At 59.2% G+C, this 19,156-nt stretch carries 21 protein-coding genes; 5 read left to right on the forward strand and 16 right to left on the reverse strand.

What is annotated here, in order from left to right:
• Nucleotides 1–475: 475 nt before the first annotated feature.
• A complete protein-coding gene (locus CLV41_RS28110; protein ID WP_103222418.1) occupies nt 476–2,110 on the forward strand; it encodes a D-alanyl-D-alanine carboxypeptidase in 1,635 nt (544 codons plus the stop codon).
• A gap of 17 nt (nt 2,111–2,127) precedes the next feature.
• Here CLV41_RS28110 and CLV41_RS11150 read toward each other — a convergent pair whose 3' ends face one another.
• From CLV41_RS11150 to CLV41_RS11160, 3 genes are all read right to left on the reverse strand, one after another.
• Nucleotides 2,128–2,835 carry a DnaJ domain-containing protein gene (locus CLV41_RS11150; RefSeq protein ID WP_103222419.1) on the reverse strand — a complete coding sequence of 236 codons (708 nt, stop codon included), beginning with the start codon at nt 2,833–2,835 and terminating at the stop codon, nt 2,128–2,130.
• A 222-nt stretch (nt 2,836–3,057) separates the two neighbouring features.
• Nucleotides 3,058–3,798: a vWA domain-containing protein gene (locus CLV41_RS11155; protein ID WP_103222420.1), complete on the reverse strand. Its 741-nt coding sequence runs from the start codon at nt 3,796–3,798 to the stop codon at nt 3,058–3,060.
• A 124-nt stretch (nt 3,799–3,922) separates the two neighbouring features.
• Nucleotides 3,923–4,357 (reverse strand): DUF1489 family protein, encoded by a 435-nt coding sequence (locus tag CLV41_RS11160; RefSeq protein ID WP_103222421.1) that lies wholly within the window; start codon nt 4,355–4,357, stop codon nt 3,923–3,925.
• A gap of 121 nt (nt 4,358–4,478) precedes the next feature.
• Here CLV41_RS11160 and CLV41_RS11165 point away from each other — a divergent pair, with 121 nt between their 5' ends.
• The 3 genes from CLV41_RS11165 (at nt 4,479) to CLV41_RS11175 (ending at nt 7,268) form a co-directional block, all read left to right on the forward strand.
• Nucleotides 4,479–5,363, forward strand: coding sequence for an NAD-dependent epimerase/dehydratase family protein (locus CLV41_RS11165; protein ID WP_103222422.1), 885 nt, complete (start codon nt 4,479–4,481; stop codon nt 5,361–5,363).
• Nucleotides 5,364–5,474: 111 nt separating this feature from the next.
• Nucleotides 5,475–6,023 carry a hypothetical protein gene (locus CLV41_RS11170; protein ID WP_103222423.1) on the forward strand — a complete coding sequence of 183 codons (549 nt, stop codon included), beginning with the start codon at nt 5,475–5,477 and terminating at the stop codon, nt 6,021–6,023.
• A gap of 513 nt (nt 6,024–6,536) precedes the next feature.
• Nucleotides 6,537–7,268: a DUF599 domain-containing protein gene (locus CLV41_RS11175; RefSeq protein ID WP_328590039.1), complete on the forward strand. Its 732-nt coding sequence runs from the start codon at nt 6,537–6,539 to the stop codon at nt 7,266–7,268.
• Here the strand turns inward: CLV41_RS11175 and CLV41_RS11180 are convergent.
• Both CLV41_RS11180 and CLV41_RS11185 read right to left on the reverse strand, forming a co-directional pair.
• A complete protein-coding gene (locus CLV41_RS11180; RefSeq protein WP_146048557.1) occupies nt 7,154–8,401 on the reverse strand; it encodes an adenylate/guanylate cyclase domain-containing protein in 1,248 nt (415 codons plus the stop codon). The genes CLV41_RS11175 and CLV41_RS11180 overlap by 115 nt on opposite strands.
• 266 nt (nt 8,402–8,667) lie before the next feature.
• A complete protein-coding gene (locus CLV41_RS11185) occupies nt 8,668–9,465 on the reverse strand; it encodes a YdcF family protein (protein ID WP_103222425.1) in 798 nt (265 codons plus the stop codon).
• 446 nt (nt 9,466–9,911) lie between these two features.
• Here CLV41_RS11185 and CLV41_RS11195 point away from each other — a divergent pair, with 446 nt between their 5' ends.
• Nucleotides 9,912–10,313: a globin domain-containing protein gene (locus tag CLV41_RS11195; RefSeq protein WP_103222427.1), complete on the forward strand. Its 402-nt coding sequence runs from the start codon at nt 9,912–9,914 to the stop codon at nt 10,311–10,313.
• A gap of 171 nt (nt 10,314–10,484) precedes the next feature.
• Here the strand turns inward: CLV41_RS11195 and CLV41_RS11200 are convergent, their stop codons facing one another.
• The 11 genes from CLV41_RS11200 to CLV41_RS11255 form a co-directional block, all read right to left on the reverse strand.
• Entirely contained in the window at nt 10,485–11,099 is a 615-nt protein-coding gene (locus tag CLV41_RS11200) for an ATP-dependent Clp protease proteolytic subunit (protein WP_103222428.1), read from the reverse strand.
• A 231-nt stretch (nt 11,100–11,330) separates the two neighbouring features.
• Nucleotides 11,331–12,197: an adenylate/guanylate cyclase domain-containing protein gene (locus tag CLV41_RS11210; RefSeq protein WP_103222430.1), complete on the reverse strand. Its 867-nt coding sequence runs from the start codon at nt 12,195–12,197 to the stop codon at nt 11,331–11,333.
• 117 nt (nt 12,198–12,314) lie between these two features.
• On the reverse strand, nt 12,315–12,719 hold the full coding sequence (locus CLV41_RS11215) for an ACT domain-containing protein (RefSeq protein WP_103222431.1): 405 nt from the start codon (nt 12,717–12,719) through the stop codon (nt 12,315–12,317).
• A 371-nt stretch (nt 12,720–13,090) separates the two neighbouring features.
• Nucleotides 13,091–13,444: a DUF1428 domain-containing protein gene (locus CLV41_RS11220; protein WP_103222432.1), complete on the reverse strand. Its 354-nt coding sequence runs from the start codon at nt 13,442–13,444 to the stop codon at nt 13,091–13,093.
• Nucleotides 13,445–13,459: 15 nt separating this feature from the next.
• Complete coding sequence (locus CLV41_RS28115; protein WP_235867114.1) at nt 13,460–14,428, reverse strand: VOC family protein; 969 nt, start codon at nt 14,426–14,428, stop codon at nt 13,460–13,462.
• 315 nt (nt 14,429–14,743) lie between these two features.
• Complete coding sequence (locus tag CLV41_RS11230; RefSeq protein WP_103222433.1) at nt 14,744–15,712, reverse strand: agmatinase; 969 nt, start codon at nt 15,710–15,712, stop codon at nt 14,744–14,746.
• A gap of 136 nt (nt 15,713–15,848) precedes the next feature.
• The gene (locus tag CLV41_RS11235; protein ID WP_103222434.1) at nt 15,849–17,021 is read right to left on the reverse strand and encodes an isovaleryl-CoA dehydrogenase; all 1,173 of its coding nucleotides are present in this window, start codon (nt 17,019–17,021) and stop codon (nt 15,849–15,851) included.
• A gap of 27 nt (nt 17,022–17,048) precedes the next feature.
• The gene (locus CLV41_RS11240) at nt 17,049–17,495 is read right to left on the reverse strand and encodes a GNAT family N-acetyltransferase (RefSeq protein WP_103222435.1); all 447 of its coding nucleotides are present in this window, start codon (nt 17,493–17,495) and stop codon (nt 17,049–17,051) included.
• A 3-nt stretch (nt 17,496–17,498) separates the two neighbouring features.
• The gene (locus tag CLV41_RS11245) at nt 17,499–17,942 is read right to left on the reverse strand and encodes a PaaI family thioesterase (protein WP_103222436.1); all 444 of its coding nucleotides are present in this window, start codon (nt 17,940–17,942) and stop codon (nt 17,499–17,501) included.
• Nucleotides 17,942–18,343: a MerR family transcriptional regulator gene (locus tag CLV41_RS11250; RefSeq protein ID WP_103222437.1), complete on the reverse strand. Its 402-nt coding sequence runs from the start codon at nt 18,341–18,343 to the stop codon at nt 17,942–17,944. The genes CLV41_RS11245 and CLV41_RS11250 overlap by 1 nt, the downstream gene beginning before the upstream one ends.
• Before the next feature lie 91 nt (nt 18,344–18,434).
• Nucleotides 18,435–19,145, reverse strand: a complete 711-nt coding sequence (locus tag CLV41_RS11255; protein WP_103222438.1) for a GH25 family lysozyme — start codon at nt 19,143–19,145, stop codon at nt 18,435–18,437.
• Between the last annotated feature and the right edge of the window lie 11 nt (nt 19,146–19,156).

Consider the following 19,156-nt stretch of genomic DNA (forward strand, 5'->3'; position numbering starts at 1 on the left):
GCAACAACCATTGCGCGAAGAAACAAAGCCAGGAATAACGTTCCGTATTCAAGGAATTAAGCGGAGCGAAACAGAGATTTCAGCCCAGACACAACCCGAAAAAAGCAAGCATGCTTTGCATCGCAAAAACACGACAAGCAAAACAACGACCTATATTATAAAAACAAATAATTATTCAAAAATAACAAATTAAACAAACAACCTCGCCGAAAATAAAAGAACATCTATGTAAAATTATTCACAGTTTACTATAACTAACCCGTATACGTGAATTAACTAAAGGTTAACCCTATATAAAAACTATTATTTTAAGTGTTTTTTATGCCGACTATTTACACATTCGTAACCGTGTTTCCCTCAAATGTCTCCAGAACATTGGAGCGGCCGGGTTGAATCGCTAGGGGGTTGAGATCCGACCCGGGCAGCTCCAGCCACGAACCACCTGACCCGGAATGGGATAGTAACTGTGTTTGGTATGCGTATTCTTCGAAATGCTCGGGCGATTGCCCGGACGGGAAAAATTCTGACCCTCGGCGTCCTTCTCTTCAGTGTTCCGGCAGCTGCGCTGGCCAACCCGAAATATGCGGGCATCGTGGTGGACGCGAAGACAGGCAAGACGCTTTATTCCTCATCTGCCGATTCCTACCGCTATCCGGCTTCGCTCACCAAGATCATGACCCTTTATGTGGTCTTCGAAGAGCTGGAAGCCGGGCGGCTGTCTCTGGGTTCCCCCCTGAAAGTCTCGAAATACGCTTCAGGCCGTCCGCCGTCGAAACTTGGCCTCAAGCCGGGAGAGACCATAAAGGTGAAGGACGCGATCCTGGCACTGGTGACGAAGTCGGCCAACGACGTCGCGTCGGTCATTGCCGAGAATATCGGCGGTTCGGAACGCGCTTTCGCCGAACGCATGACCCGCACCGCGCGCCAGTTGGGCATGAGCAAGACCACCTTCAAAAATCCGCACGGCCTGCCGGATTCGGGCCAGCGGACCACCGCACGGGATATGGCGACACTCGGCCGCGCAATCCAGGAACGCTTTCCCAGCTATTACGGCTATTTCAAAACCCGCGCCTACAAATACAAGGGCCGGACCTATGGCAACCACAACAAACTGCTGGGCCGGGTAAAGGGTGTCGACGGTATCAAGACCGGGTACATCCGCGCCTCCGGGTTCAACCTGGTCACCTCGGTCAACCGTGACGGCCGGCATATTGTCGCGGTGGTGATGGGTGGAAACACCGGTGCGTCGCGCAACGCGCAGATGACCAAGCTGATCAACACCTATCTTTCCAAGGCCAGCCGCGGACCGAAGACGGCGCCGGTGGTCGTTCTCCAGGACGTGGAACCGACCTTTGTCGCCACCGCGCTCAAGAACCCGCCCCTGCCGGCCGCAAAGCCGGGAAGCGAACCTGCCCCTGCTTCAGGTACGCCGATGGTGCTCGCCTTCAATCCGCCCGCGACGGCCTCCGTCGTGCCGATGCCCGCTCCCGCGACTGTGCCCGGATTTGGGGACGACGTGCCGCTGCCGCCGAAATTGATCAAGCAGCGCGTCGACACGACCTTTGCCGTGGCGAACTCCCTGCCGCCGATCCCGCCGGAAAGCCCCGACGCGCCTCTGACCACGAATTCGATCTCGGAAACAGCACTGCGCCAGGCTGCCCGCGACGACGCCACCCGGACCGCAAGCCGCCAGGTTGCCTCCGCTTCGGCGCAGCCGTTCAAGACCGTCAACGTGGAAACGATACGGGTCGATACCACTCCGGTCGAAACGATCCGTGCGGAAATTGCCGAAGCGGCTGAAAACGCGTCGGAAACCGCAGAAGATTCCGTGACGGTCGCCACCAGCGACACGCGTGACATCGAGCCGGGCTGGCAGGTTCAGATCGCCGCCGCGGAGACGGAAGGTCAGGCAATCACGATGCTCAAGAACGCCAAGGCCAGGACCGGTGGCGCGCTGCGTGGCCGCTCACCCTACACAGAACCTGTCGAAGCCAACGGGCAGACCCTGTACCGGGCGCGTTTCGTGGGCTTTGAAACCAAATCCGCAGCCTGGAATGCCTGCAAAACGCTCAAAACTGCAAAATACGCCTGCTTCGCCATCTATCAGTAACCGCGTAACGGATGCCATCAATGTCCTCTGAGAAGCGTGTCTTTAGCCTCGTTGATTTTCGCCGCGAGGAAACCGGAGCCTCCCTGATCGGGGTGGACCCTCTTCATAAGCCGGCGGTGCGCGGCTCGAATTTCCGCGTGCCCGGCGTCGGGAGAAAGCCCCAGGATCTGGTAGGCCTCCTCATCTGTCATGGGGCCCGCGCTCGCCGCGCTTCCCTGCCGATCTGCTCCATTCGCCTGGAAGTGTTCGCGCCATCCGGCAAGCCGGCGGTCGAGATAAGCTTCGATTAGCTGCTGGCTTTGTCCATCCTGAGCCGTTTCGCGCCAGAAGGCCTGTAAATCGTCTTCGCCCAGATCGTCCAGTCCGCGGCCCTGATAGCCGCCGGTCAGCACTGTCCCGGTCATGACCCCGGTATCGTGGTCCAGCTCCATTTCAACCATCGCGGTGCGGACCCGCGATTGTTGTCCTGATGTCTTTGTCGGTTTGTAGCCACCCGACAGGCCGCGCAAGCCGGACGATCCCAGAATGGAAAGCCCGAGCCCGAAGAGCGGGACCGCGAAGACAAATCGTCCCCCGAATGCGAACACGGCTGCAAGGACGATCAGGAAAATACCGCCGTAGATCCGGAGATTGCGGGCAAGCACCGTCGGATTGGCGTTGACGAAGCTCCGGCCCGCGGCGAGGAGCACCACCAGCAGGATGCCACTGATCAGAAGATAGATCATTCGGCGGTTCCTATCCGGATGGTCGATTGCCGCCAGAATCCTGCCATGGCCGTGCCTCCCTGCGAACCCTCCCCGACCGTGTCAGGTCAAGCGTAATCAAAAGGGTCTGTCTGACCGGAGCCCTTATTGGAACTCCGTGACACCCCGCTTGCGGCAATTCACCGGAAAAGGCAACCGGCAAGGAAGCCGCCGTGAGCCTGTCCCGGGATCGCGGAGCCGGGCCTATCTCCGGCTGGGCTTCAGTTGTTCCAGCAGCAACCGCGCGCCTTGCCCACCCTGCTTTCCCAGTGCCTGGAGCGCCGTGTGGCCGCCGCTGGCGAAAACGGCTACGGCCTTGAGCAACTCCGCCAATTGCTTCGCGGAACCGGCATCGAACGGGCAGTATGCACCATTGGTCAGGCGCGCCATTTCCCGAAACGCCCTCTCGGCGACACTGTCGCGCCCTTCCTGGAAGAGAAACATGGGGACACCGAGCAGTCCCAGCTGGCCTGCCTTTTCGCACAGAAGATCGACGTCCTCCTCCATGCAATCGCCGACATAAACCAGAGCCGCAATCTTCTCCTTGTCCGCCGCCCCAAGGGCTGCCGACAGGACCTTTCGGATCTGCGTCCGGCCACCCTGGCAGGCAATGCCGCCCATCGCACGCGCCAGGTCCTCACCGCTTTCGAACCAGCGTGAAGCCCTGCACTCCCCAAAGCCGCGAAAATAGACAAGCTTGATCTTCAACCCGCCGACCTTGCCGGATTCCTGAAACATTTCCGCCTGGATCTGACACGCCTGGTCCCAGGTGGGCTGCCGGCTCATGGTCGCATCCAGTGCAAAGATCAGCCGCCCGCCGGTGCCGGGCCGGGATTTGATTTCCTTCGCTTTTTCCAGAAACCGGTTGATTTCAGGCGTCGCCGACGGAACCGCGGTCTCCTGCCGGACGATTGCCTCTTTTTCGCTGTCCCTGGTTTTCACCATGCCTGTCGGTTCCTCGCGCCGGATATCTGTCTTTCAAATTGGGGCCGGCATTGCGTCTTGGCAAGGTTGCCCCGCAGCTCCGGCGCTCGCAGGAAGGAACAACGGCAACCGGATCCGAGGCCCTTCAAAGCAGGCAAAGTTCTGTCAGGTCGCGGCGCATGGCGTCCGGCATGGCCTTTGCGCTGCCACCGATCCTGAGATCCGCCGGTGCATCTGTCGCTTTCAGATACCGCCAGCCCTGAAAAGGCCGCCTGGGCTGATACTGCGTCAGCACCAGCCGCGGTTCCATCACGAGATCGCACCGCTTGACGCCGGCCTCGTCGGTAAATGGCCTGATATCGAGAAGGTGCTGGCGCGCCTGGATCTTGCCCTTGATGACCCAGTAGAGCGACCCGCCCTCCAGCAGGTCCTCCCTTCGCGTCGGCACCATGCGCGTCGTATGCGTCGTTTCCTCGGCAAGCCCGGCCATGCGGGCCTGATCCACCCGGAAATCGATCCAGGCTTGCAGGGTCTCGACACTGTCGGCGCCCACACACAGTTTTACCAGATGCAAGGTCATATCCCTGACGTAACAGGCCTGCCGGCAAGGTCAAGCAGCCGCCGGACCGCAACGGTGGATTTTGCACAGGCGCAAACAGGTTGATCTTGCACCGCACTGCCGAAAAGAGTTCTCTTTGCCCATGGATGTTTTTGTAACGGGCGGCACCGGCGCGATCGGTGCGGCCGTGGTGAAACGACTGAATGGCGAAGGCGTCAGGGTCATCGGGCTGGCCCGTTCCGACACCGCTGCGGAAATGCTGAGGGCATCGGGCGCCAGCGCTTATCCGGGCGACTTGCGCACCCCTGAAAGTTGGGTCGGCAGGGCGGCCTCATGCGACGCGGTCATTCATACCGGCGCGACGTTCACGGAAGATATGGGACGGGTCGACCGTCAATCCATGCTGGCCCTCAAGCAGGCCGCAAGACACCGCAAACAGCCTTTGAAAATTGTCTATACAGGCGGCATCTGGCTCTACCCGGCCGTGACGGGCACCAGGCTCATCACCGAAAAGACGCCCTTTTCTCCCCTGCCCGCCTTCCGTTACATGACGGAAACCATCCGAACCCTGTCCAATGGCACGGACCTTAACCTCGCCGTCATCCATCCGGCCCTGGTCTGCAGCCGCAGCGCCGGCCCGATCGCGGAAATGACCGCTGCGCTCGGGAAAGGCGTCCCTTTCGAAACGCGTGCCACCCCGGATACGCTCTGGCCGCTGGTGGAAGCGGACGACCTCGCCGCGCTTTACGCGCTGGCGCTCAGGCAGCCGCGGTTCCGGATGTCGCTCATCGCAAGCTGCATTCAGGGCATTTCGGTCGCACATCTCGCATCGCACATTTCCGCAAGGCATGGACTGCAGTTGGACATCGAGACACAGCCGGTTCCGGAAAACGCCAACCTGGATACGGATTGGCGGGCGGGTTACGCGCTGTCCCAGTCCGTCGATATCCAGCATGCCCGGCGCGCCACCGGCTGGCAGCCGGAGCATTCCACGATTGAAGATCTGGTCGTCGCGCTCTCCAGATAAATATAATTTCCAAAATATGCGACCTGCCCCGTGAAATAGAGCTTTGGAGCAAAACTTTTTAAAGTTTTATCTAACTACAATCGCGAAATATGCCAATTTCGGGATCCCGCGATGCTTAGATTATTTGCCGCATTTCTGGCCGTTGTGTTTTTTGCCGTGCCGCTTCAGGCCGGAAACGATTATCCAGTGGGCGAATTTCGTGTGATCAATTCCACCGGCTTTGTTGAAATGGACGGAATCCGCCAGGAACTCGAAACGGATCGAACCGTGGCAACAGCACGTATCGCCCGGGATCCGGATGACAGCGTGACTGTTATGATCAACGGCTCGACAATCCGTCTCCATCCTTTGAAAAACGGTCTGGCCTCAGTTGAGTGGAATGCCCGGGGAACGGCCATGTTGCACAAAGCCGATATTCAGGCGCTCATGAACGACAGGGCACCCGGTGAGATCCCTGCCTGGGGCGCTGAACTCGTCTGGCCGGATCTGGGGCCGGTTCAAATGGTCCTGCTGCCGTTCGGCTTTACCGCCTATACAGGCTTCTTGGTCAGCCATCCGGGTAAAAAAACGGTGGTCAGGGAAATGGAATTCCAGCAGGTCTTCGGTCCGACGGACCGGCCGCGGCTTTCAGCCAATTCCCACGTCGCAGAGTTTGAATAGGGTTGAAGACCAACCCGTAACGATCCAGCACCGTGGAAACAAAAAAGGCGCAGCCTGTCGCTGCGCCCTTGTTCTGAAAACCTTCCGCTGGCCTTATCCGGCTGCGGCGATGGCTTGTTGAGCACTCTCCACATCGTTGAACAGGAGAACCATCGTCAATGCGATACCAACTGCAGCGACAGTCCAAAGAGTGACGCTCCAACAAGATTTCTGCACGTTTTCGTCCATTAAAGCCCTACATTTTGTTATTTGGTGCCAGGCCCCCTGTGGCCGTGAATGTGGCACCTTTGAGGCGACGAGGTAAACGATCCCTTACCATTTCGCAAGTGCAAAAAAAGTGTATCAGCAATGACATTTTCGCGGGTCTGGAATTCCTGTTATTTTTCATGTGTTTGATGTTAAGAATCCGTCTTTTGGAGACGTGGGGGAAACTCTGCTATGACTTCACAATCCTGTTTCGCTCCCGTCTGAACGACTGAAAGGTTCGCGATGCATCCCCTCTCACAATTGGACATGGCTGCGGCGGCCTGGTTCCTTTTCGCCTGGCTCGGGTTCAATTTGCTGATTGATATCAGCCCCTTGAGGAAAAAAACCCTGTCAAGTGCAATGGATCGGTACCGGCTCGGCTGGATGGAGGCGATGTGTTCACGGGAGGTGCGCATCATGGACACGTCCATCATGGCGGGGCTTCAGCAGGGAACCGCCTTTTTCGCCTCGACCGCACTGCTGGCGATTGGCGGCGGATTTGCGCTTCTGGATGCGACCGAGCGCATCCTGCAGGTTGCCGGCGATCTTTCGATCCCGGTTGCGGACAGCAGAGCGCTATGGGAAATCAAGGTTCTGGGCCTGATGACGATATTCGCCTACGGCTTTTTCAAGTTCGGCTGGGCCTACCGGCTTTTCAACTATTCGAGCATCATCATGGGGGCCGTCCCGGAGCCGGGCAAGGCGAGCGACGAAGCTATCCGCACCATGGCGAAACAGGCAGGTGAACTCAACGTTCTGGCTGGCCGCCACTTCAATCGCGGCCAGCGGGCCCTTTTCTTCGCGATCGCCTTTCTGGGCTGGTTCGCCGGTCCCTATGTCTTTGCCGGAACGACCTTCGCGGTCCTGCTTGTCCTGCTCCGCCGTCAGTTCGCCTCGCGCGCGCGCAACGCGGTGTTGTCCGGGCAATATCCGGTCACCGCCCCTGCCGAAAGGTCAGGAGAATATACCGCGACCGGATCGTCAAACCCCTTCACCTGATAGCGGCCGAAGAGACCGGAGCGGCAGCCCATGATCTCCGCCAACGCATCCGAGACGAGAACCTGGCGTTCCAGGTCCTTGGCCAGCTCCGCGATGCGCGCGGCCAGATTGACCGCCGGACCGACCACGGTAAAGTCGAGCCGGGTCTCGCTGCCCACATTGCCGTAGAAGACGTCCCCGGCATGAAGGGCGATGCCGACGCTCATATCAGGTGTCGCTGCACAGGTATTGGAACTGTTGATATCGTCGATTCGCTCAAGCGTTTCCCGTGCCGCAAGCAGTGCCTGAAGCGCGGCTTCCCTGGCTTCCTCTTCCGTTTCGAACGGAAAAATTGCCATCACTTCATCGCCGATGAACTTCAGAACTTCACCGCCATGAGCTTCCACGGCCGCTGTCATCGCCCCGAAATACTTGTTCAAAAAGACAATGATCTTGTCCGCCGGCAGCGTGTTGGACAGCCGCGTGAAACCGCGGATATCGGCAAAGCTGACCACCGCCTTGATCCACTCGCCGTCTCCCCGGCGCGTGGTGCCGTCAAGAACCTTCAGGCCGGCGCGTCTGCCGACATAAGTATCCAGTACGGTCTCCGCGGTTCTGCGAAGCGTTTTCAGTTCACAGACAAGCGCCAGTGGCCGGATCAGGGAGTCGAAAACGCTGAGATGAGAAGCGGAAAACCCACCCGGCGCCTTTGTCGCGAAAGAGACGACCTTGATCGACCCGTCGGAGAAAGGCATCGGCAGGGCGATGTAGTCCGTGTACCCTTTGTCACGAAGCTCGGTGGCTACCGGATATTGATCCGTCGTCGCGCTGTCCTTCGCGATTTCAACACGAACGCCCGCCCGCGTCTCATGAACGCGCTTGATCGGACTGAGGGCATATCCCTCTTCCTCATTCCGGTCGGCTTTGTAGAGCAGCAATTCCTTTGTTCCGTCGCTGGTCCACACAGAGCCCTCGGCGCGCACATTGGGATGCACCACCCAGATGGCGGTGTTCACCCTGTCCACCGGCACCTTGCCGATGCGCAGGCGGCGCCCAAGATCGCTGACGATTTCCAGCGTGTCTTTCAGATGAGATGCATCGCTGTAAAGCCACTGAACAATGTCCGCCGCAACAATCGGCGCTTCTAACACCATCCGCCCAAGTCCTTTCAAATATCGTGGCCGCCTGGAGGACACCTCCCGGTGTGACCGAATATCGTTCCTGCGTTCAGACGAACGCAAGTGATTCCAACACTTTAAAACCGATTGACTTTTGCCTGTCCAGACACCAAACGCGGTCTGGCGGCGGGTCTTCATCCTGCCGCCTGCATGTCCTGCAGGCATTATATGGTGCGATGTGGCCGGCTGTAAAAGGGTCTTGATGCGAATTGCCGCCCTGAAGGTGAAGCGATTTTCCAGGATCAGGGCCCGGGGAAGAAAGCCGTGCTCCGCCCGCTCATCCGATAAACGATAAGTCCAATCCATTCACGAAAAGCGACGTCGAACCGGCGCAGTCCCTTCGACGCACCGTCAAAGCCCAGTGTCAGATCCTCTTTTCCCCGCGTTCGGTAGTCGACTGGATAAGCCGTTACGCCGGTCCAGCCCGCCTTCTCAAAAACCCCCATCGACCGCGGCATATGATAGGCGGAGGTAACGAGAAGCCATCTCTGGCCGGGCCTGGGATCGACAAGCTCTTTTGTAAAAACCGAATTTTCCCAGGTGTTGCGCGCGGCATCTTCCAGAACCACTCTGTGGGCTGAAATGCCGAAATCGGCGAACAGACGGGCAGCCCCCTCCGCTTCACTCGCCTGGGAGGCAACGATGACGCCTTGTCCGCCCGTGTGAATAACCCTGGCGGCGGGAAGCTGGCTTGCAAGGCGCGCGGCAATTGTGATGCGCTCGGCGGACGTGGTCAGCGCCGTGTCGCCGCGCCCGCCGGTCACGACGGTGTCGACAGCGCCACCCAGTACGATGATGCCGTCATATCCACTCAGCTCCGCCGGTTTGGGAAACCGTTCCTCCAGCGGCAGAATCAGCCAATTCGCAGCTGGAGAGAACCCGCCGACCGCGAGCCCCAACACACCTGCCCATGCGAAAAGGCGCCCGGTCTTTCGCCAACTGGTTCCGGCGCTCACAATCAAACCGGCCAGAACCAGCGCGATCAGGAAATTCGAGGGCTGTATAAGAAAATAGCCGATCTTGGCCACGTAAAAAAACATCTTGAGGGGCTCCACCGGTCGCAGTCTCGCAAGCGCGACAGGATCGAGCGAAACCGGCTTTTTTGAGACCGGAACCGAAGAACAGTTCCGCGGAAACAGGCTGCGCGCCGGGAAACATCGGACCGGCGGAAACCGCCAGGTTCTCAGATCAGCCGAAGGCGATATCCGGTTTCAGATTTCCCGCCTGGAAACAGCCCAAAGGAACAGGAATTGCCGGGCCAGGTCACTGTAATATTTCTGTTACCCCAATGACACATTTTACCGACATCTTGCGCCCCGCCTCGCTCCGGAACCACAGGGGCCCGTCAGAGCTAAGGCGTTCCAATTCCTCTGCAAAAATCCACGATCCTTTTGCAAAGGAACCAATCGTGATCAGGGTCACAGGACTATTGTCAGAATTGCGGCAGTTAACGAGCATCGTTTCGAAGGCAATCGAGGTTAGCCAGATGACACTCTATATGAAACTCGGCGGACGCAAGGCAATCAAGCAGGCAATGCCGCGCCTGCGGGCACGCCTGGAACAGGATCCTTGTTTCGATCTGTCCAAATTCCGCCAGGAGTTCGAACGCTCGGACGATTTGACCGAATTCCTGATTTTCCTGTTCGGCGGCGCGCCGTTTTACGACGGCAAACCCGTAACCGAATTGCTGTCGCCGGTGTGCCCGTCGCAGGAAATCTATCAACGCTTTGTCGATCACCTAGTGACGGTTATTTTCGACGGACGCACATCCGGTGAGGAAACCGGCCTGCGGGACCTGATGGAGCGTCTGCGCCCCCAGGTGCTCAATCCCAAACCCGTGGCTCCCGTCCTGGTCTATTCGGTCGATCGGGAAACCCTGAGCGCATAAGGCAACATGCGTCTGGGCCGCTTGTCCGCTCGCAGGCAAACGCGGTGTTCGGCAGGCACAAACAAAAACGCCGGAAGACGGTCCTCCGGCGTTTTCAATTTTCTCAGGCATTCTGCGTTCAGATGAACTCTTGCAGGATGCCCCGTGACTTTACGAGCGACCGTTTGACCCTCAGCCCAACTCGTCGACGGTGGTGACGACCTTGCCGACCAGACCGTATTCGATTCCCTCGGACGGGCTCATCCAGTAGTCGCGATCGGTATCTTTTTCGATCCGGGCGATGGGCTGCCCGGTCGCATCGGCGAAGATCTTGTTCAGGCGATCCCGCATCTTGATGATTTCCCTGGCCTGGATTTCGATATCCGTGGCCATGCCGCCGGCGCCACCGGACGGCTGATGCAGCAGGAAGCGGGTGTTCGGGGTGCAGAAACGCTTGTCCTTCGGCACGGAGACATAGATCAGCGCGCCGGCGCTCGCGACCCAGCCCATGCCCAGGATCCGCACTTCCGGCGCGACGAACTTGATGGTGTCGTGGATCATGTCACCGGATTCGACATGACCGCCCGGAGACGAGACGATGACCGTGATCGGATCGTTGGAAACCTGTGCCAGCGCGAGAAGACGGGCGCAGACATCGCGGGCCATCTCCTGGTTGACCTGACCGGTGATCAACACCGTCCGCGCTTCGAACAGATGCTTGTCGACCTGAATCGACGGCTGGCTCTTGGCTTTGTCCTCCTCGTCATCGTCGAGGCGTGCAGGCACCGTGGTCGAATAGTTTTTCATGCGCAGGATTAAGCTCCCTTGGCTGCTGCGCCGGCGATACCGGCGTTTTCTGAGGCATCCCGTGTTCCCTTGAACACGGACCGCCCATCGATTTTCAAGTTCGTGGGGGCGATTCCACCGCCACGGCATTTGTCCATGTGTATGCGAAGTGACGGACGCTCGCAAATCATGAGACCGTCAATAGCGCGAAAAGAGTTAGCAGATCGGCAACGCGCCGCGAGATACATGGTCTCACTCGCCATGCTGGGGACCGCCACCCAGCTTCTTTTCCCGCTGGCCGACCAGGAAATGCCAGACCAGCATGACCGCGAAAGGCAGCGACGGCCAGACGAACCACAAGGTGGAGAGGCCCGACGTGAGCAGATTGAGAACGAAAAAGAAGCCGATCATGAAAACGCAGCTTCGCACCCGCTTGGGCTGTGCCCTGAGCCAGCGCCGCGCCTGTTCGAAACCGTTCGCCACGGCTTGCGTGTCCCTGTCCAGATTCGGTTTCTCTTCCGCGGTGTTCCGGCCGTTCCGTGACTTGCCGCCGTTTTCCTTCGTCGGATCCCTATCGGATTTTGCAGGCGCGTTCCGCCCGCCCAGCCGGACGGAATAGGTCTCCACGGGCTCGCTCACGTTCTTGACATGCTGCGGTCCGAGCGGCTCGAATCCGACAGCCATCTTGGTCTTGACCTGATCGTGAACGGACTTGGACAGCATGATGCCGCCGCGCGGCGAAAGCTCCTGCAGCCGGGCCGCCACATTTACCCCGTCGCCGTAGATGTCCTCGCCTTCCACCATGATATCGCCGAGATTGATACCAATGCGGAATTCCATCCGGTTGATGTCAGGCAGATCGGCGTTGCGGTGAGTAAGTTCGTTCTGGATCTCGACCGCGCATTGAACGGCCTCCATCACGGATCCGAATTCGATGATCACCGCGTCGCCCCAGGTGTTGACGATACGACCGTTGTGACGGCCGGTCAGCGATGACATCACGTCGCGGTAATTTTTTAACCGGTCCAGCGTGCCGTCTTCGTCCCGCTCCATGAGCTTCGAATACTGCGCAACGTCCGCGCACATGATTGCCGCAAGACGCCGCTTGACCCGTTGCATACTCTTACCCCTGATTGCTCCTGCTTAGGAATGGTAAGCCGCCGGCGAAATTGCAAGGAAAAATGCTTCAGATACGCCTGGAGGGTGCGCGGAAAAGAGCGCCGTGCGCCTTTCATGTTACGCGGCGCCAGTGAGTTCGCGCAGCACGGCAAGCGCGTCCTGCGCTCGTTCTTCCGGAACAAACACATGGTCATGGAAGAAGGCAGCCACGACATTCGCGGAAATGCCCCTGGCGGCAAGTGCCGAGGAAACCGCGGCCGTCAACCCGACGGCATCGAGCGAAGAATGAACTGTCAGCGTGATTCTGCGAAACCATTCGGCCTCTGCCAGTCCGAGTTCACGCGCCCGCTCGAGCGGAAGGATGGCGGTGACGCCTTCCGTTTCGGCAAAAAGACCGATCGGCTCATATTCGGCAAGTTCCGCCAGGCTTTTGGACACAAATGTGCAGAAAACATACGGCTTGGGATCGAGCATCGGCCGCATTTGCGCGATCAAGGCGTCAAGATCGGTTATGCCGGGCATTTTCAACCTCCTGACGAACCTCAAAAAGCAATTGTCTCGTTTGCCAAGCGAGCATGCCACATTTTGCACATTGCTTCCGACCTGACCAGTGCCCCCAGCAAACCGGTCAAAACTGTCAGGCCGCCCGTCAGGGTCTGTGGAGAATTGCGTTTGGGTCGCGGCGCGAGTCGGATTTCCATGGCCGGCCAGGAAAAAAGGCCTCTGTGGTGCCTCCCGCCCAAAGGGGCCTCGACGCCTTCGGGACCGCAATTCGCCGCGCCTCGCTCAGCAGGTTCGCGTCCGCGAAATGCTGCAAGGGCCTAGATGGGACTGCTGTTTCCCTTTCCCAGGGTTTCCGCAAAACAGGTCCGGCAAGCCTGCCTGCAGCACCGCTACCCCTCCAACAGCATTTCGAATCCGCCAAAGATCATGCGTTTACCGTCAAATGGCATCTCCGGCCCCATCGCGATCATCTCCGGATCTTCCATCACCTTCTTCATACCTTCATCGCGAACCTCTTTTGACGGCCACAGGATCCAGGAAAAAACGACCGTCTCGTCCGCTTTCAATTTCACTGCCATCGGAAACGACGTCACCTCACCGGCGGGAATGTCATCGCCCCAGGCCTCAAAGATTTTCAGAGCGCCGTATTTCCTGAAGTATGGCCCGGATTTTTTGGCGAACCGCAGATAGTCATCCTTTCTGGCAGTCGGAACAGCGGCAACAAATCCATCGATATAAGGCATGATTTTCCTCCTTCGCTATGCAGTGGCTTCAAGACCGGCAATATCGATCTTCTTCATTTTCATCAGCGCTGCCGTCACCCGGCCCGCCCTTTCCGGGTTCCCGGAATGCATCAACCTCGGAAGGGCTCTGGGGACGATCTGCCAGTGAATTCCGAACCGGTCCTTCAGCCAGCCGCACCGCCCTTCCTCACCGCCATCGGCCAGAAGCGCATCCCAGAGCCTGTCCGTTTCGGCCTGATCCTCCGTCAGTACCGAAATCGACGTCAGAGGGCTCGGCTGCACCTGGGAATTGCCATTGAGGATCATGTAGGGCGTCCCCGCCAGGGTGAATTCCGCAACCAGCACCGGACCGTCCGGATCCGGACGGCAAACGGTTTCCATCTTGCTGCCAGGGAGCATTGAAACATAAAACCGCGCGGCTTCCTCCCCCTTGTCCCTGAAAAACAGGCAGGTCCTGACCTTCGAATTGGATCCAGGGTGCGCTTCCACCACGGAACCAGCCTCCGCAAGCGAGCACGCAAGCTCCTCGAGTTGGCCGGAAGCTGCCTTCCAACCCTCTTCGAAGCCCATCTCCAGATGTTTGTCCCGATCGGCTTCATTCGCGTGCCGGGCTCCCCAGATCAGACGGGTCCTGCCATCCGGCAAATCCGTGAGATCGACATAGCCGGTCATGAAAGGCGTTTCCCGCGGCACGAAGTTTTCCGAAAAGGCATCGGTGAAGGTCAGACGGGTTCCCTCCCCGATCTCGAGGAAAATTCCCTCGTTCTCAAACCGTTCGCCTTCGGGCCCGCTCATGACAGTATTCATGCGCCCGCCCGGGCGAAGGTCGAAATCGGCTTCAGGAACCGTCCAGGGTTTCGGACAGAACCATTGCTTCAAAAGGTCGGTATCCGTCCAGCAGCGCCAGACAATGGCGCGCGGCGCGGCTATCACGCGGCTGATTTCAAGTGTCAGCCCGTCTCTACGAACTTCAAAGTCACTCATTGCTTGCTCCCTTGCGACATAACCTTGAACACCGTTCGATATAAAATTCGAGTGGATCGATACCGCCGGTAGCGAGCTGCCCGCCCCCTCTTCGCCTCCACAAGAACAAGAGTCGCGGATTTCCCGACATGTTCCAGCGTCCTTCTTCATCACAACATACCAACCAGTTGGTATGTTGTCAATTTGAACGTTGTCTGCATGAGCCCCTGCACGCCCAATTTCAGCCGGAGCCCCTGATGCTACTCGGGGAGTAACGAGGCAGCGCCGGACCTGAGCGGCTTGTGATTTAGAGAAACCGCCTTCCGGAAAGTCCTGTTAACGGCCGGACGTGAGCGACACCGCCATGTTGCACAGCAATTCGAACATGATCGACACACCGAGAAAGGCGGTGCCACCGGTTGCATCGAAGGGAGGCGAGACCTCGACAAGATCCGCGCCGACGATGTTCACCCCGTCGAGCAACCGGGCCACCTGCAGGGCCTGAAAGGAATTCGGCCCGCCGACTTCCGGCGTCCCCGTTCCCGGTGCGAAGGCCGGATCGACGAAGTCGATGTCGTAGGAAACATAGGTCTCGCCAAGCCCGACAATTTCCCTGGCTTCCGTCATGACGTCCTCGGGCCCTCTGGCGTGAAACTCCTCGATCGGGATCACCCTTATGCCGACGCTTGCCGCGAAATCCCGGTCTTCGTTGTCGTAGGCCGTGCCGCGGATACCGATCTGGACCACGCGCTTTGGATCCAGAAGCCCCTCCTCCACCGCCCGGCGGAATGGCGTGCCGTGCGTATAGAGCATGCCGCCGAAATAGCTCTTGTAGAGGTCGGTATGACTGTCGAAATGGATCATGCCGAGCGGGCGGTCCTTCGCCAGCGCCCGCAGGATCGGCAGGGAACACAGGTGATCGCCCCCGGCCGACAACGGCACGATCCCGGCGGCGACCACCTTGTCGTAGAAATCCGTCATTCGCTTCAGACTGTCATCGACGCTGGCCGGATTGGGACCGACATCGCCGAGATCCGCGCAATTGACCAATTCGAACGGCCGCACGCCCGTCGCCCCGTTCTGCGCCCGGATCATGGTCGACATGTCGCGCAGCTGGCGCGGCCCGTGGCGGGGCCCGGGCCGGTTGGTCGTCCCGCCGTCCCAGGGCGCTCCTATCAGGCCGATCCGCACGTCCTTCAGGCGAGGATGATCGAGATCGACCAACGGCAGGCGCATGAAGGTCGGTACGCCGGCGAAGCGGGGAAGCTCGAAACCAGAGACGGGATGAAAGAACGAATCCGGCATAAGCCTCTCCTATCACGGGAAAACGGTCCTCCCGATCTAATCAGATGATGTCAGCCCGTCCAGAAGAAGTTATCGCGAGGTCCCCGCAGCGCCGAAACACACCGGGAGACAGGCGCCGACGTTTCCGCCAGAACGCTCACGCGGTCTTGTTGAAGATCTCCCGTCCGATCAGCATGCGCCGGATTTCGGAGGTGCCCGCGCCGATTTCATAGAGCTTGGCGTCGCGCAGCAGGCGGCCGGTCGGATATTCGTTGATATAGCCGTTCCCGCCAAGGAGCTGGATGGCATCGAGGGCGATCTTGGTGGCGTTTTCGGCTGCGTAAAGAATGGCCCCGGCGGCATCCTCGCGGGTCGTTTCGCCTCGGTCGCAGGCCTTTGCGACGGCATAGACGTAGGACTTGGTGGCGTTCATGGTGACATACATGTCCGCGACCTTGCCCTGCACCAGCTGAAAGGTGCCGATCGCCTGGCCGAACTGTTCTCGTTCATGGACATAGGGGATGACAACATCCATCGCCGCCTGCATGATGCCGACAGCTCCTGCCGCCAGAACGGCCCGCTCGTAATCCAGGCCGGACATCAGCACATTGACGCCCTTGCCGACCGCGCCGAGCACGTTTTCCTCCGGCACTTCACAGTCCCGGAACACCAGCTCGCCGGTTTCAGACCCGCGCATGCCCAGCTTGTCGAGCTTCTGCGCGACGGAAAAGCCCGGGAAATCCTTCTCGACCAGGAAGGCGGTAATGCCTTTCGCTCCGGCGTCCGGATCGGTCTTGGCATAGATGATCATGGTATCGGCGGAGGGACCGTTGGTGATCCACATCTTGGATCCGTTCAGGATGTAGCGGTCACCCTTTTTCTCCGCGCGCAGTTTCATCGAAACGACGTCGGAACCGGCGCCTGTCTCGGACATCGCCAGCGCGCCGAGATGTTCGCCCGTCACCAGTTTCTCCAGATAGCGCTTCTTCTGCCCGTCATTGCCCCAGCGGCGGAGCTGATTGACACAAAGGTTGGAATGCGCGCCGTAGCTGAGGCCGATGGAGGCGGACGCCCGGCTGACTTCCTCCATGGCAATGCAATGTTCCAGATACCCGAGTCCGGAGCCGCCCCAGTCTTCCTCAACCGTGATGCCATGCAGGCCGAGCGCGCCCATTTCCGGCCAGAGCTCACGCGGGAACCAGTCCTCGCGGTCGATCTTTGCGGCCAGCGGCGCGATGCGGTCCTGGCTGTAGGAGCGGACGGTGTCGCGCAGCATGTCTGCGGTTTCGCCGAGATCGAAATTGAAACCCGGAAAATCATTGCGGATCATTTTGGTTTCCTCCCAATGCTCCGGAAATCAGGAGCGCTCATATCGGATGAAGTCGCTTAAAACGCCGACCCGGTCATAGAGTTTCCGGGCGCGCTCGTTGTGGTGATGCGTGTGCCAGTAGACTGTGCCGTCGGCCCCGGGCTCGCCGTCGGCGGCCGCATAAACAGCCTCGATCAGCTTGCGTCCCGCGCCGGTGCCCCGGCCGGTCTCGCTGACGAAGAGATCCTCCAGATAACAGGTCGACCTCTTCGACCATGTGCTGGAATGGAAGAGATAGTGGACAAAGCCGACGAGGCTGCCCTCCCTGACGGCCACGAAGGCGTCATGACCTGCCGTCGAAAGCAGGCGTTCGAACAGGGTTTCGGTCACGTCCGCGGGCAGATCCTGCCGGTAAAATTCGAGATAGGCGTTCCAGAGGACCTGCCAGGCCGGGCGATCTTCCCGCCGAAGCGCCCGTATGACGGTATCTGCCATGGCTCAGTCCTTTACTCCGGGAACGCTCACAAGCGTAAAAAGGCCGGTGGCGACATGCACGTGGACACCCTCATCAAGACCGTAGACATCGGCTTTCGCGATCGTCAGCGTGCGGCCGGGCTTCACCACCCTGCCCCGGGCCATCAGGACCTTTTGCGCGGCTGGATTGAGGAGATTGATCTTGTATTCGCTCGTCAAAACGCCGAAGCCGGGCGCGAAAAGGGACAGGGCCGCGTAGCCTGCGGCGGAATCGGCGATCGAGGACGTCACGCCGGCATGAAAATAGCCATGCTGCTGGGTGAGATCTGTGCGCATTTTCAGCTCCAGATCCACCGCGCCCGGCGACAGATGGACCAGTTCGGCGCCCAGATTCGTCATGAATGCCTGTGCCGCGTAGCTGGAGCGGACGCGGTTTTCCCAGTTTGGATCTCGTGGGGTGAAATCCATCAGACCTTCTCCGGGGACAGCCTGGTCCCCAGTTCGCAGATGCGCGCACGCGCACCGCTCTCGACCTCGTCAAGCTCCAGGAGGGTCAGTTCGATATCCCGTTGCTTTTCCAGAAGCTCTTCCCGCCGGGCGGCGATCCTCGCCAGCAACAGCTTCAGTTGGCCGGTTTCCCCAGGGTCGCTCGCGTACATCTCGATGATTTCCCTGATATCGTTCAGGGAAAAACCGAGACGTTTGCCACGCAGGATCAGTTTGATCCGCGTCCGGTCGCCGGGAGTATAAAGGCGCTGACGCCCGCGGCGGCTCGGAGACACCAGCCCTTGCGCCTCGTAGAAACGCAAGGTGCGGGTGGTGATGTCGAATTCCTGTGTCAGCTGGGTGATCGTAAAATAGCGCTGCATGCCCGACCCTTCCTGGTTGAGGCACAATTCCGGCTTTTTACGTTAAAGTCAATAAGTTGATTTTCTGTATTGAATTACAATTGGTTAGTGATCATGATTTTAGGCTTTCCAGCCCCGTATCCTTGTTCAGGACATTCAGGTCCACATCGCCCGAAATCCCTTTCACCGTGCCGCGGTCATGATACTGCCAGCCGGTCCACTCATTTGCATAGGCGGGAGAATGCCAGACCGAGCGGGCCCAGAGCCTGCGGTTCAGGCCACTGCCCCTCAGATAGGCGAAATAGAAATCCTGCGGCGAATAGAAGATGATCCGCTTGCCGCCCGCCTGCTCCACCAGTGCGGTAAAGTCGCTGATTTCACGCAGAACTTCTTCGACGGGTGGACGGCGCGCGCAATTTCCGGTGAATTCGAGGTCCACCATCGGCGCGAGCATGTCGCGGTCGTCGGGAAGGACAGAGAGGAAATTTTCCGCCTGCTTTCTCCCTGACTGGCACAGGCTGAAATAGTGATAGGCGCCGCGCGCAAGTCCCGCCGCGCCGGCACCGGCCCAGTTCTTTTGAAAAGCGCCGTCCTTGAAGTCGCCGCCTTCGCTCGCCTTCATATAGACAAAAGCCACGTCGTCCGCCGCGACCTGGTTCCAGTCGATGTCTCCCTGATGATGGGAGACATCGATGCCGCGAAGCGGATAGTCGTCCCGGTCAGGTTCCCAGTTCATGAAAAAAAACGCCGCTCCGGCAACCGAAATCACACCGCCGACCGCTATGTAAAACAGCACCCGCAATGCCGCCTGCAAGAAACTCATATCGCCGCACC

It is taken from the genome of Roseibium marinum, from assembly GCF_002906165.1.
In the GTDB taxonomy this organism is placed as follows: domain Bacteria; phylum Pseudomonadota; class Alphaproteobacteria; order Rhizobiales; family Stappiaceae; genus Roseibium; species Roseibium marinum.